This window comes from Candidatus Krumholzibacteriia bacterium, from assembly GCA_035649275.1.
Taxonomy (GTDB): Bacteria; Krumholzibacteriota; Krumholzibacteriia.
Window position 1 is genome coordinate 56,682 of the sequence record DASRJW010000009.1, and the last position, 14,340, is coordinate 71,021.

Consider the following 14,340-nt stretch of genomic DNA (forward strand, 5'->3'; position numbering starts at 1 on the left):
CGACAGGGCCTGGGCTCGTAGCCCAGACCAGGGTCCAGGACTGGATTCGGTAGGGGCCCCAGTCCGGGGCCTACCTTTCCAAACGGAACGGCCCGCCCTATAATGTGTTCCCCTATTCCAGACACCGGCCCGCACCCGAGAAGCGGACGGGTCTCGTCCGATCTCATGCTGGGAGGGTCGTTCTTGAGCGTCCCAGGGAGGATCTCGAGAGGCGCTGCGGCGGCCATCCTCGTGATCCTGCTCGCCGTCGGCGCGGTGCGGTCCCTGTCAGGGGCGGACGCGCCCGCTGCGACCTTCGGCGCCAGCGGCCTGCGTCATGGGGTCATCTGGTACTCGCGCGCCGCCAACGATGACGTCCGTCGCGCTTCGGCAACGCGCTATTCGGTGGGGATCACCGGCAAGGACGAGGGCAGCGACGCCGACAAGCCCGTCATCAAGTCGCTCAACTCGGAGTTCCGCTGGTTCGTCTACAACTCCGTGACCGACAACTACGTCGTGCCCCATCCCAGCCCGCCGCTGGAGCACCAGTACGCTCAATCCCTGGCGGTGGCGCGCGGCTGGGATCCCGAAGAGATTTACCTGCACTATTACGACGACACCATCGTGGCGCTGAGCGGCGACACCACGCTGTTCGTCCCCGGCTGGCCGGGCGGCAGCGCCCCCAACCCGGCGGATGCCCGGGTTCCGATCTATTACGTCGACCGGAGCCGGCGTCTGGTGCATTTCTCCACCCGGCGGGCGGCACAGCTCCACAAGGAAACGATCATCCACCTGGCCCTGGATACACCATTCAGGAATTCGACTCTCTACCCCGACGGGATCTTCCTCGACAACTCCGCTGCCGTGCTCTTCAACTTCGGAACCATCCGCTCGGGCGGGCATGTCCGCGAGACTCCCGGACATCTCCGCATCGACACCACGGAGTTTCGCACCTGGCATTGGAACAACAATCTCGGCCCCTTCCTGACCGCGCTGAAGGACAGCTTGGAAACTTCACCGTCGTGGTCCCGGGACCGGAAGCGCAAGTATCTGATGGTCAACGTGGCCAACGTCTGGGACGACTCGTATGTGTCCCGTGACATCGGCGACATCCTTTTCCTCGAATACCAATACAACCCGGTGCGGTCCTTCGGGCTCGGTGCCATGGACGATGCCCACCGCCGCGATCTCCTGGCGGCTTCAGCGGGCATCACCAGCTTCTACTCCTCGGTTTTGCACCGGACGGTGCCGAGCCGCGAGGGGTCCTTCACCTACGCCCAGACCTTGCTCCACAACCTGACCTGGTACCTCATCACGCGCACCGAGAACACCCTCCTCTTCCAAATGGAGATCAGCACTCCCGTCTCCGCCGGGTGGGACTCCCTCACCTGGCGCGGCTGCATGAACATCGCCAACGAACGCCTCGGAAGCGTCACCGGCGAGCCGTTCACCCTCGCCCAGGGCACCGATCCGCTGGGCAACCGCTACGTGGTCAAGGCGCGGGCCTATCAGAATGGCTTGGCGGTGCTGCGGAATCGCGGCGATTGGAACCAGGGCATCGAACCGGAAACGGCGGTGAACGTGCCGCTGCCCCAGTTTCTGCTCCCCGTCGATCCGGAGGGGAACATCGGTGGCCGGGTGCAAATGGTGAGTCTGCGCAACGGCCAGGGGGCGCTCTTCCTCGCCAGCGGCGCACCCACTCTCTTCACCCTGGCCGTCGGCGTCGTGGGCTCGGGCACCGTGCGCGTCACCCCCTTCCGTTCCGGGTACGCTGCCGGTGCCAACGTCAATTTGCAGCCGAATCCAAGCCTGGGCTGGCGCTTTTCGCGCTGGGAAGGCGACCTCACCGGGAATGCCGTCCCCGCCTCGCTCCGGATGGACGCGAGTCGCAGCGTGAGGGCGGTCTTCGTCCCCAACAATGCGCCCCGGGCCGTCAACGATGCATACAGCGCTGTCACCGATGCCCCGATCCGCGTAGAAGCACCGGGCGTCCTCGGCAACGACAGCGACCCGGACGGTGACCGCATCACGCCCGTGCTGCGCACCGCCCCGAGTCACGGCTTCATGGCTCTTTATCCCGACGGCTCTTTCGCTTATCTCGCCGCCCCCGGCTTCACCGGCACCGATCGCTTCACCTACGAGGTGCAAGACGGCCTCTCCGGCACCGCCACCGCGACGGTGACGCTCACGGTGGGCGGGCAGCCAGGGCTCGGCGTCTCCTTCGGCGAGTCACAGACCGGTGGTTCGAGCGCCGCGAGCACCGTGGCGACGTCGGCACCGTTCGCTCCCTCCACCGCGTCCTTGTTCATGGCCGCGATCGCCAGCAAACCCTACCGTCCAGTGCGCTCCGTGAGTGGCTTCGGCCTCGACTGGACGCTGGTGCAGGCGCAGTGCGGCGGGCGCAGCCAGACCGGGATCGACGTCTGGATGGCCCGAGGAAACGCTACCGCGGGAAACGTGACCGCGACGTTCGGCACCGCGCCGATCAATGCCACCATCGCCGTGTCGCGCTACACCGGCGCCGATCTCGTCGCTCCCCTGGGGACGATGACCTCGGTCAACACGAATGGCGTGCAGGGGACGTGCTCCGGGGGAGTGGATGGCTCGCGCTACAGCCTCGCGGTCACGGGGACGACGTCGCGGGGCGTCGTCTTCGCTGCCGTGGCCATGCGCAACCGGCAGCACACGCCCGGTGCTGGAGTCACCCAGCGCGCCACGGTGCGCCAAGGCGTGTTCGGCGACGAAACCTCCCTCGCCGTGATCGACCGTCCCTCCACGCCCGGAACGCTGAGCCTCACGGGGACCTTCAACAGCATCACGGACTGGGCGGTGGCCGGCGTCGAGATCCGGCCCTCCGGTGTGCCACCCACGACGTCGGCACCGGAAACCGAGAGAGCGCTGCCTCTCGTCCCCGCGCTGCGTCTTTCCCCCAACCCGGCGCGCGGCACGACGTCGATCGACCTCGACCTGCCCGCGGGCGCGATGGTCCGTGTCAGCATCCACGACGCTGCGGGACGTCGCATTCGCACCCTCGCGTCCGGGGCGCTGCCTCTCGGCTCGCATCGCCTGACCTGGGATGGCCGGGACAATGCAGGGACCTCGGTCCCGTCGGGTGTGTACTTCGTGCAGTCCGAGCTCGGCGCGTCCAAGCTGTCGCGCAAGCTCGTCTGGCAGCGCTGAGCTGATTGCCCGTACACTGGCCCGATGCAGCTTCGACGCGCAGGTGCTGTCGCCTGCCTTTCCGGTTTCGTGGCTCTCGGGTACGAGATCCTCTGGGCCCGCCGGCTCTCCGACATCATCGGTGCCACGGCTCTGGCCTCGAGCCTGGTCGTCGGCGTCTTCTTCCTCTCCCTCGCCGCCGGCGCCGCGCGTCTCGGCCCGCTCGCCTCCCGCCATGCCTCACCCTGGCGTCTCTACGGACAGCTCGAGCTCGGCATCCTGGTGTGCATCCTGCCCTCCTTCTTCGGCGAGCAGCTCTCGGGCATCGTGGCGCGCGCCCTCGGCCCGGTGCTCCTTCTTCCCACCGCGGGCGCGGCATTGAAGGCCTGCCTCGCCGCCGTCTTCGTCGCTCCCCCTTCTTTTCTCATGGGTGGAACGCTCCCGGCGCTCGGACAGGCGGTGGTGAGCGCCGAGCGCTTGGGCCGCGAGGGCAACACGATCTATGGGTTCAACACCTTGGGTGGTGCTGGTGGCGTTCTGGTCACGACGTTTTTTCTCGTCCCCGTCTTCGGAATGCGCGGCGGCTTCTGCCTGTTGATGCTCGGGAGTCTCGCCCTAGCGGGCCTCGGTTTCCTCTTCGCCCGCGCGGCCGCGCCGCATGCGGCACCACGTTCGACTGCGACATCGTCCCCGCGGCGCTCGCCGGAGGTCGCTGCCTGGTCTGCGGGCCTCCGCTCCTGGGGGCTCGTGGCCGCGCTCTCGGGTTTCATCGTTCTCGGGCTCGAGATCCTCGCCTTGCACCTCTTCAGCCAGGTGCTGCACAATTCCAGCTACACCTTCGCGAGCGTTCTCGTGGTCGTCATCGCCGCGCTCGTGGTGGGACCCCTCGTGCTCCAGCGCGCCGTCCTCGACGAGCGCCGCGCCTGGCAGCAAGTCGGCGTGGTGCTGCTCCTCGGCGCCTGCGTCACCGCGGTCCTGCCACGCTTCTTCGTCGCCGCCACGCAGGGCATGAGTCCATTCGGTGGCGGGGCCGGCGGCTTCGCGACCTACATCATCCGCATCCTGGGAAGCGCTGCTCTCGTCATCGGCCCGCCCTTCGTCCTCGCCGGCTGGGTCTTCCCTCTCGTCCTCGCCGGCGCCGGTGCAGCGATCGCTGCACAGCGCCTGGGCGAGACGGTGGGGAGAACCTGGGGTCGGCTGCTGGGGATGAACGCGGCGGGTGCACTCGTCGGCCTCGTCACCGCGAATCACCTCGCGATGCCGGCCCTCGGTTTGTGGGGCTCGCTCCTCGCCTGGTGCGTGGTGCTGCTCGCGAGCGGCCTCCTCGTCGCCTGGCGGACGCCCGGACGCCCGCGCTCTTTCGCTCTCGGCCTCGCTACGCTCGCCTGCATCTTGGTCGCCGCGACCTCTCCCTGGACGCTCCCGGTGGCGCACCTGGCCCCGGGCGAGCGCATCCTTGCCTGGCGCGCCGGTCCGGCAGGGGTGTCGGCGGTGCTCGAACAGCACGGCGACCGGCGCATCAAGTGGAACAACACCTACTCCCTCGGCGGCAGCGCCAATGCCGCACAACAGACGCGGCTCGGCTACCTGCCGCTTCTCCTCCATCCAGCACCCCGGCAGACGGCGTTCATCGGCTCCGCCACGGGGATCACGGCGAGCGCCGCACTGCGCGATCCCAGTGCGGAGAAACTCACGGCCATCGAGCTCTCGGGACAAACGATGCGGCTCGCCTGCGAAGAGTTCCGGCCGTGGAATGCGGACCTCTGTGCCCATCCTCGGGCGCGCGCCGTGGTCGAGGACGGCCGCATGTTCTTCCGCGCCACGCGCGATACCTTCGATGTGGTCGTGGGCGATCTCTTCGTGCCCTGGCGTTCCGGCGCCGCCAATCTCTTCACGCGGGAACACATCCACAGTGTGAAGGCACACTTGCGACCTGGTGGCATCTTCGCCCAGTGGTTGCCCCTTTTTCAGCTCGATGCCTTGGGATTCTGGGGCATCGCCGCCACCTTTTGCGCCGAGTTTCCCAACGCCTGGCTCGCCATCGCCGACTTCCAACCCGGAAACCCGGCGGTGGCGCTCATCGGCTGGCGCGAAGGGCGGAAGAGCGCCGTCCTCGGCCCCGACCCCGCCGTGCTCGCTCGACGTTGCGCCACACTCGGCAGCTCGCCCGAGTTGCGCGAACCTCTGCTCGCCGACCCGGCAGGCGTGGCCATGTTCCTGGTCGGTCCGCTCCGTCCAGCGCTCCCGAACGATGTTCCGCTCCTCACCTTGAACCGGCCTTGGCTCGCCGATCATGCCCCCCGCGTCCAGCGGGCGCGCCCGTCGCGCTTCTTCACCGGCCCCGAACTGGTGGCGACACTGCAGCACATCGCCCGTGGTGCGCCGCCGGGCCCGTTGCGCCCCTCCATCCAGCTCGGGCAATGGCTCTATGCCTTCAGCGACGTGATGGAGCGGCAAGGTCCGCAGGCCGCTTCTGCGTGGTACGACAAGAACGTCACCGTGCCGTTGCCGTCACGCCTCTTCCTCGTACCCCAACCCGAGCGAATGAGCTGGCCGTTCTCGCAGCAGGCAGGCATGTTCCTGCTCCGCCGGGCGAACGCGGAGGCCCGGGCGAGCACAGCACCGTGAGAGGCGGGGGCGCCTTCAATAGGGCCCGCTGAAGAATCGATAGTAGATGTCCTGAGCCCCTTCCGGCCCCTGGACCCAGACGCCGAGATAGCGCCCCGGAGTCGACGTCGGCGCGATCCGATGCGAGTAGCCTCCGGGGAGCGCCGTGTTCTCCACGAGCGCGGCGGGATCCGTGCTCGACCCCGCCACGGGCAGCTCGAACACCTTCGGGTTCGTGGGCCCCTGCGGGGTCGAGAGCCAGACGCAAAACCAACCGCCGCCGGTGCGCTGGTGGAGACCGGGAAACAGGTTGACCACGTTCCCCACCGTCTGAGTGATCCGCGTCGGCGGCGCCCAGTCGAGGCCTTCGGTCGAGGTCGAGAGGAAGAGATCCGATTTTGGATTCATCCATGGCAGCGGTTGACTGGTGTCGTGCCGGACCCAGACGAGAGTGATCGTGTTCCCGGTGCGTGCCGCGAACGGCAGGTGATCGTGCTCCGTGGCGCTGTTGATGGCGGTCAGACTCACGGGTGCATCCCAGCTGCTGGCGGCGGGACCTTTCCTGGCCACGTAGATCTCGCTGGTGGGATTGGTCGTGTCGCGGATCTCACTCACGAAGTAGACGAGGAGCGTGCCGTCGGCGGTGCGCACGAGCGTCGGCACCCAGTCGTCGACGTCGGCCGCCGTGGTCACCTGCTCTTCCGTCCCCGGATTCCAGGTGAGGCCGTCGACCGAGTGGTTGTACCAGATGTGGCCGCGAAACGGCGCCTCCCAGCGAAACCAAGCCAGGTGGAAGACTCCCTGCTCGTCCTGGATCAGGCTCGGATTGAAATCGCCGCCCGTGCTCGTGGTGACGCGGAAGGGGCCGGTCCAGCCCGTGCCGTCCACGGTGCTCGTGATGTAGATGTCCGGGTTGCCGCCACGATCGGAAAACCAGGCCACGAACAGCCTCCCGTCCTGGGCGCGGAGCACGCTCGGATCCTCGTCCTTCGTCGGACTCCCGATCGAAAGAAGCTGCCCGGTGGGAACGACGGGCTCGACCGGATCGCTGCCGCAGCCGGCGGCAACGAGGAGGAGACCGAGGGCGACGCCGACTTTCTGCATGGCGTACTCAGCCGAAGAACAAGTAGGTGACGAAGATCGCACCGATCACACCCGCGGCGTCGGCGGCGAGGCCACAGCCGAGGGCGTGGCGCGTTTTCTTCACGCCGATCGAGCCGAAGTAGACCGCCAGGATGTAGAAGGTGGTTTCGGTGCTGCCCTGGATGATGCAAGCAAGGCGACCGGCGAAGGAGTCGGGGCCCAGCGTCTTCATGGTCTCCACCATCAAACCGCGGGCGCCGCTCCCGGAGAGCGGCTTGATGAGCGCCGTCGGCATGGCGTCCACCCAGCGCGTGTCGATGCCGAGGGCGCTCACGCCGCTGCGCATCGCGCCGAGGATCGCCTCCAGCGCGCCGCTCGCCCGCAACGCGCCCACCGCCACCAGGATCGCCACCAGATAGGGCACGATCCCGATCGCGACCTTGAAGCCCTCCTTCGCGCCGTCGACGAAGGTCTCGTAGAGCGGGATGTGGCGCCGTGCCCCCGCCGCAAGGAAGGTGATCACGACCGAGAGCAGGAGAAAATTCGCCACCAGCGCCGAGCGCGGGCCCACCATTTCCGGGGTGAGGCTGGCGAAATAGGCCACCATGCCACCGATGAAAAGGGTGATCAGTGCCAGCCAGCCGATCACGACTCGGTTCCAGAGGCTCAAGCGCTGGATGGCGGCGGTGACGAGGAGCCCGCACATCGTACTGCAGTAGGTGGCGATCAGGATGGGCACGAAGACGTCGGTCGGGTCGGCGGCACCGAGCTGGGCCCGGAAGGTGAAGATCGTCATCGGCAGTACGGTGACCGACGAGGCGTTGATCACCATGAAGAGGATCATCTCGTCGGTGGCGCGCTCGGGTTCCTGGTTGAGCGTCTGCAGCTCCTGCATCGCTTTGAGGCCGAGGGGCGTGGCGGCGTTGTCGAGACCGAGGACATTGGCCGACAGGTTCATCACGATGGCGCCCGCCGCCGGGTGCCCTGCCGGAATCCCGGGGAAGAGGCGAAGGAAAAGGGGCCGGAAGGCGCGGGCGATGGCCTCGACGGCGCCGCTCTTCTCGCCGACACGCATCATGCCGAGCCAGAGGCTCATGACGCCGGTGAGGCCGAGGGCGATTTCGAAGCCGGTCTTGGCGGAGTCGAACAGCGCCCCGACCACGTCCCGGAAGACTTCGGTGCGGCCGAAGACCAGGGCCTGGACGAGCGCGGCCAGAAAGGCGACGAGGAAGAACGACGCCCAGATCCAGTTCAGCATCTCGAGACCCCGATCAGCATCCCCTCCACCTCAGGGGGCGCAGCATAGACGGACCCCGGCCGGGAGGGGAACAGGATCCGTGCCGCTCGACTGTCGGGAAGATCACTTTCGGCGCTGCCGTACGCCGTTCCAGACCTCAGTGAGACGCATCTTTGCTGGGGGCGAAGCGGGAGAGACCGAGGAAGCCGACGGGAAGTCGCGTAGCGCCGTCGAGGGTCAGATCGGCGAGCACCTCGCCGACGACCGGGGCGAACTTGAAAGCATGACCCGAGAAGCCGGTGGCGACGATGACGTTCGGATGCCGCGGGTGGCGGTCGATGATGAAGTGCGAGTCCGGCGAGTTGTCGTACATGCAAACGGTGAGCGACAGCAGCGGCCCATCGGCGTCGGGGAGATGGCGCCGGAGCCCTTCATGGCACTCCTCTTCGTCGGCCGCGTTCGCGCTCCGTTCCACCGTGTCCGGGTCGCAGGGCCGCCCGCGGGCGTGGATCGCCGACTTCAAACCCGGATGCCAGGGCAGAACGGGGAAGCCGTAGTAGAGGGCTCCATCCTCGCGTTCGATCGCCCAGCACGGCCAGCGCCCGAGGTCGAAGATGCCCTCCGCCTTGGGTTGCACCCAACCCATGATTTGTCGCGTGATCACGAGATCCACTCCCAGGTCGCGGCAGAGCTTGGCGGACCAGGGGCCGCCGGCGAGGACGAGACCCCCGGCCCGGTACTCCCGGCGCTCGCTCCGCACCCGAACGCCGCTGCCGTCCGCAGACCACTCGAGCACGCGCTCGTGGCCGTGCAGCTCGGCGCCGTGGCGGAGAGCGCCTGCAGCGAGGGCGCCGACCGCGAGCTCGGGGACGACGAAACCGGCGTCGCGCTCGAGCAAGCCGACGAAGGAATCCGGCAAGCGCAGGGGCGGGAAACGCTGGGCGAGCTCGGCGTGCGTGAGGAGCTCGTGGACGAGACCGAAGCGCCGTGCCGCCTGCAAAGAGCCCGGCACCAGCTCGCTGCCGCCTGGGCCCATGGGCCCCTCCGGGCCGGCGTAGAGCGCGCCGGTGAGATGCAGGAGCTTCACCCCCGACCGCTTCTCCAGCTCCTGCCACAACTCGAGCGAGCGTTGCAGGAGAGGCACGTAGTCCGGGTGCTCGAAGTACGCCAGGCGGAACATGCGCGACTGGCCGTGGTGGGCACCGAAGACGTGGGGGATGGCGAACTGCTCCAGGCCGAGCACGCGGCAGCCGCGCCGGGCCAGAGCCTCGCAGGCCGCTGCACCCATCGTCCCGACGCCGATGACGATCACGTCGTGCATGACGGCAGAGCATAGCCAGGTCGGGCCGAGAGGGGAACGGGATCACCGTGGCACTCGCCGCCCTCCGGTCTGGGGACTCCGGAGCCGGGGTGGGCGGCGAGTGTCACTGAACGCGGAAGGCGTTGGAGAAGAGCTTCTCGGGGAGCTCGGGTCGGGGCTCGGTTCCAAACGGGATGACCCAACGATAGACGCCATCTTCCCGGGAAACGAACAGGTCCACGAAGGAGACCGTGTCGCCAGGAAACAGCGGACGGTATTCTGGCATGAGGTGGTTCTTGCAAACCGTGAAGTAGCTCGGCTCCCAACAGACCCCGGACTGGACCTCGACCTCGCGCATCATGAGCCGTCCACAGTGCTTGAAAAACACGGGCGTGTCGCCACGGTTCGAAATCGTCACCGTGATGGTCTCACCCTTCGCGTACGTCCGATGCTCGGTGCGCGCGACCAGGCCCGGCAGCGCGGGACTGTTGAGCGCCTCGTCGCAGCCAGTGAGAAGGACGGCCGCGAGCAGAACCGCTGGCGTGCACATCGGCAATCGACCTTCCCCGCGGGAGACTCTCGCCGGCCAGGCTCGCGCCAAAGGGCGCGATCGTGCTACGGAGTCATCACCGCCGTCGTGAAGGTGAATTCCTGGGAATACGCAAAGGCGCCGTCCTGGCGTGGAGCCGCCAACCACGAGGTGGGCCCCGTCCCAGTCCACCGGTTCACCGGGCCGGCGTCGTCCACGTGCGGCAGCTCGTTTTCCTTCCACACTCTCCAGCGGTACAGTGCCTCCGGTTCGAGGACCAAGCCGAAGACATCGGTAAGGATGGTGCTGGTTTCGGAAGTGAAGACGAGAAGGGTCGTGGCACTGGTGGTCGACGAGACGCTCATCACGTAGATCCCGGGTCCATCCCCCGCGTTCCAAGCGAAGGGTGTCGACTGCGCCACGTCCGTGGCGCCATCCGTGGGCGAAGAGAGTTCTGGTCCGGCGAACACCACGATCTCGACCGAAGAGTCCAACCCCGGGAGGAACTCCGTAGCTCCCTGGCTGTAGCCGAACAAGGATGCATCGCGAGCGCCCACGGCGATGCGGCATGAGCCATTGCGAAGCACAGGCGCAGTGAAATCGAATTCGAGGCCCGCTTCGACCTGCGAATGTTCCATATTCAGTTTCTGCCCCTCGAAGGTGAGCGTGAGCCCGTGCCAGACCGACTCGTAGGCACCGGGCAAGGTCACGGTGGCATGAACGTTGGCCGTGGGCACTTCCACGAAGTCCGTGAGCTCGAAGTCCTCCACGACCCTAGCGCCTTCGTCCAGCGTGACCGGGCGGGTCGCCAGCCCCAGATACTCCTTGGAGCGTGTCTGCATTTCCGTTTGCCGCAGGGCGTAGAGCGTCCCTGGATGTGGTGCGAGCTCTCCTGTCCAGAGTAGGTTCATCCAGTAGGAGCTGGTCTGAGGGGAGGCCGACACCGGGTTCCCGAGAGCGCCGGCGAAAAACAGGGTCGTCGAGACTGCTGGGTCGAAGGGCACCCGTCCCGTCACGATGGCGAATCGCAGCGGGGCAGCCACGCGGTGGACCATGACCGCGGGATCGCTGCGCCTGAGACCCCGGTACACCAGGACCGGCGAGTCGAGCACCACGAGATCGTAAGGGACCAGGACGTCGTCGAAATGGAAAGCGCCATGGGGACCCGTAGTCGTCATCTGCTCCCCGATGACGATTCGGATTCCGCCGACTGGATTCCCCATCAAGTCGATGACTCGACCTTGGATTCCGCCCGCCGGCGCCGGGCAAGTGGTGCACTCGTCGTCGCAGGCGGGCAGGAATCCGGACAAGAGGAGCAGCGCTACGAGAACACGGGAGGACATGGCGTGGACCTCCGTGCCGGCATCATTTCAATTGCCGCGCTTGGCCCCAATGTGCGCGCGCACGCGCTCCGCCGGAGCCGACGATTTGGTTTCTGACCGCGCCGGCGGTGGATTCGCATTTGCTTCCTTGCGCTCGCGCACCTCCATGATCCTCGGGGCCTCGGACGCCGGCCGCGCCTCGCGCACCGGCTGCCTGGCTTCCCGCGCCTCTGGCTGCGCTTCCCGCCCCTGGGCAGGTTGCTCGCGTATGGTCTCGAAGCGACCACGCGGCAGGTCGATGCTCCGTGCCTCCCGCTGCGGCGCAGACTCCTGGCGCTCCGCTTCCCGCTGCGGAGGCGACTCCCGCCGTTCCGCCGCCTGTTCGGCTCGCACCGGCCGCATGAACCCACGGTCCTCGCGCGCCGCTCGGGTCTCCTGCCTCACGGGTGTCGCTGGCCGGGACGGCGCCGGACGCTGGCCGTCGAGCCCAACTCGGCTGGGTTGGAACCAGGTGCGCAGGCGCTCCGTCCTCGCTTCGCGCTTCTTCGCTTCGGTGCGATTCTCGCCGCTCGGCGGCGACCACGGCCCTCCGGACCGGGTCCTCGGGGTGAGCGACACCGTCTCGCGGATCGGCACGGGCTGCGGGTCCACCCGCTTCCGGACCTCGGGCTCCACCGCGCGCTGGGCCCGCAACCGCTCCTTCACGAGCAGCGTCGGCCGCAGGGGCTCACGCCGGCGTTCGTGGCGCACTTGACGGTAATCCCAGTCGCGCCGATAACAGTGGTCAGGCACGTCACGATAGTAGACGTCGTAGTCGTAGAACGTGATGCCCACCGACCAGCCGACGAAGCGCGGATAGTGGTAGTAGTAGAAATCCGCGCAATGGACCCGGTCCCAGAAGGGGGCCCAGTAGCAGTCGTCGAAGCCCCAACCAGAGACGTACAGGTTCTGGGCCCAGGCGTCGTAGTAGAAGGGGCTCCAGCCGACGATGACGCCACCGTCGTCCCGGAACATGGAGGACATGAGCGGGCGCCACTGGATCGGATACAGCGGCCGCCACACGTAGCCGTACACCCCGTTGTGCCGCCAGTAGCCGTAGTGCTCGGTGATGACCCCCCATGGGTCGTTGGAGACCCAGACGAGACCATCGACGGCATCCTCGTAAAGGTAGCCGTTGTTATAGGGCTCCCAATCGACGGCGACCAGATCCTGGAACGGTCTCCAGTACTGGACGCCGCCGATGAAGATGATGTCGCCCCACTCGGTGAGTTCCGGGAAGTCGACGAAGATCGGCGACGTGTGGTCGGCGTGACTCGGTCGAGGGGCCAGGGCCACAACGGTCGCGACGAGCCCCGCTAGAAGAATGGATCGCATTTCAACCCCTCCTGGTTCGCTGCCCCGCCGCCGGGTCGCTTCTCACTGCCGAGGACCCCGAGGGCTGGAGCGGAGCGCCGTACTGCGGTGAGGTGTTCACCACCTCGGCTCTCCAGCTCCTCGACTCGGACTGCACCATTCGTGCCGCGCTTCCACGAGATCACTTGGCGCGTCCGCTATCGTGGAGCTATTCTCAGCCTACGGCGCGTTTCGCCGCGCCCCCACGGGAAAAGCTTTCGGGACCCGAAAAAAAAGTGGCCTGCGGCCGAAAAAACGGACCGACCCATGGCAAGAAAGCCTGAACCCGGGGGCCGCGGCCCGGCCCCGAGCCAGGTCATCGATCTCCTCCTCCATGTCCTCGACACCCTCGGCATCGCCGGCGACCAGGAGATCGCCGATCTCGTCGGCGTCAGCCGGGAGCAGGTGAAGAACTGGAAGAAGGGGATGGGGGAGAATCTGAAGCTCGTGACCTTGGACGGGGTGAAGCGGGCGCTGGCGGCGCACCTGCGCTCCCTCATGGATCACACTTCGTTCGTCGATCCGAACGGCCGCATGGTTCGTCTGGAAGTGGAGGACGGCGCCGGGCCCTCGGAACTGCTGCGCCAGTTCGGCGACAAGTACACCCACGACTCCTACCTCGGTCATCGCTTCCTGTATTACGACCCGCACTGCGCTCTCGCCTGGGAAAACCTGATCAAGCGCGGTTACGGCCAGGAAGAGTGGCTGCAAGGCGTCGAGCGCTGCGCCGCGAAGTGGCTCGGAGATCTGCGGGAGGGCGTCGGCGTCGACGTGATCAGCCTGGGACCCGGCGAAGGGGAAAAGGAATGCCGCATCCTGCGGCAGCTCGTGAGCAGAGAACAGCAGCTGCAGCGGCCGCTCGCCTGGCTCACCTACATGCCCGTGGATCTCTCCATGCCGCTGCTCCTCAAGGCGGCGAAGCGGGCCCTGGCCGAGCCGCGGTTGTGGGCCTCGCGCCCGGACGCCATGCGCCTGCTCACCCCGATCTGCGCCGATTTCGAGTACGGCAGCCTCGATTTCGCTGCGCGCCTGCCGAGCGCGCAGCGCACCGATGGGCTCCGGCTCGTGCTCGTGCTCGGCAACATCCTGGGCAACGTGCGCGACGAGGAATCCTTCATCCGGAGCACGCTGCTCCAGCTCACGCGGCCCGGCGATCTGGTCTGGGTGGAGGTAGGGCGCAAGTTGGATCCCATCGAGAGCGATCCGGTCTACCCCATGACGGTGCACAAGACCGAGCGCTCGGCGGAGGAGTCGACGCGCACCGCCCTCTTGGAGATGCCATACCGCGTCTGGGAGGTGTCGCAAGGACGCCTGCCGCGGGAGGTGCAGCTCCGCGTCACCCTACAAAGCTACGAGGGTGGCGACGACAGCTGCAAGATCCCGGGCAGCGTCAACTTCTGCCACGATCTCATCATCCAGGAAGAAAAAATGCAGCACCGCATCCGCACCATGCTCTTCACCCGGCGCTACACCGACGAGGCGCTCAGCGCCACCTTCGAGAAGCTGGGGCTCGAGGTCGAGGAGATCGTGCACGTGAAGGACTCGAAGGGCCGGCCGCTCATTGCCCACTACCTCCTGCGCCGGGCCTGAAAACCAAGGTCCTTGTCGCGGATCGCCGCGTGGGCGAGAATCAGTGCCTGGAACACCACTGCACCCGAGTGCAACCAGTTGGCGGACAGCATGGATTCGCCGCGCACGGTCGTATCACGGTGGCCGCAGGAGGTCACCAGCG

The 14,340-nt window shown here is 67.2% G+C and carries 9 protein-coding genes; 3 read left to right on the forward strand and 6 right to left on the reverse strand.

Features of this window, described 5'->3' with window-relative positions; genetic code table 11:
• The first annotated feature begins 183 nt into the window (after nt 1-183).
• Together VFE28_00495 and VFE28_00500 are read left to right on the forward strand one after the other, a co-directional pair.
• A complete protein-coding gene (locus VFE28_00495; protein ID HZM14453.1) occupies nt 184-3,159 on the forward strand; it encodes an Ig-like domain-containing protein in 2,976 nt (991 codons plus the stop codon).
• Between the two features lie 24 nt (nt 3,160-3,183).
• Nucleotides 3,184-5,766, forward strand: a complete 2,583-nt coding sequence (locus VFE28_00500; protein HZM14454.1) for a hypothetical protein — start codon at nt 3,184-3,186, stop codon at nt 5,764-5,766.
• A gap of 15 nt (nt 5,767-5,781) precedes the next feature.
• Here VFE28_00500 and VFE28_00505 read toward each other — a convergent pair whose 3' ends face one another.
• From VFE28_00505 to VFE28_00530, 6 genes are all read right to left on the reverse strand, one after another.
• A complete protein-coding gene (locus tag VFE28_00505; GenBank protein ID HZM14455.1) occupies nt 5,782-6,849 on the reverse strand; it encodes a hypothetical protein in 1,068 nt (355 codons plus the stop codon).
• Nucleotides 6,850-6,856: 7 nt separating this feature from the next.
• Nucleotides 6,857-8,086 (reverse strand): nucleoside recognition domain-containing protein, encoded by a 1,230-nt coding sequence (locus VFE28_00510; protein HZM14456.1) that lies wholly within the window; start codon nt 8,084-8,086, stop codon nt 6,857-6,859.
• Nucleotides 8,087-8,222: 136 nt separating this feature from the next.
• On the reverse strand, nt 8,223-9,386 hold the full coding sequence (gene solA / locus VFE28_00515; GenBank protein ID HZM14457.1) for an N-methyl-L-tryptophan oxidase: 1,164 nt from the start codon (nt 9,384-9,386) through the stop codon (nt 8,223-8,225).
• Between the two features lie 103 nt (nt 9,387-9,489).
• Nucleotides 9,490-9,921 (reverse strand): hypothetical protein, encoded by a 432-nt coding sequence (locus VFE28_00520; GenBank protein ID HZM14458.1) that lies wholly within the window; start codon nt 9,919-9,921, stop codon nt 9,490-9,492.
• Between the two features lie 59 nt (nt 9,922-9,980).
• Entirely contained in the window at nt 9,981-11,237 is a 1,257-nt protein-coding gene (locus VFE28_00525; protein ID HZM14459.1) for a hypothetical protein, read from the reverse strand.
• 27 nt (nt 11,238-11,264) lie between these two features.
• A complete protein-coding gene (locus VFE28_00530; protein ID HZM14460.1) occupies nt 11,265-12,590 on the reverse strand; it encodes a DUF6600 domain-containing protein in 1,326 nt (441 codons plus the stop codon).
• Nucleotides 12,591-12,875: 285 nt separating this feature from the next.
• Between VFE28_00530 and VFE28_00535 the strand changes: the two genes are divergently transcribed.
• Complete coding sequence (locus VFE28_00535) at nt 12,876-14,198, forward strand: L-histidine N(alpha)-methyltransferase (protein HZM14461.1); 1,323 nt, start codon at nt 12,876-12,878, stop codon at nt 14,196-14,198.
• Nucleotides 14,199-14,340: the final 142 nt, after the last annotated feature.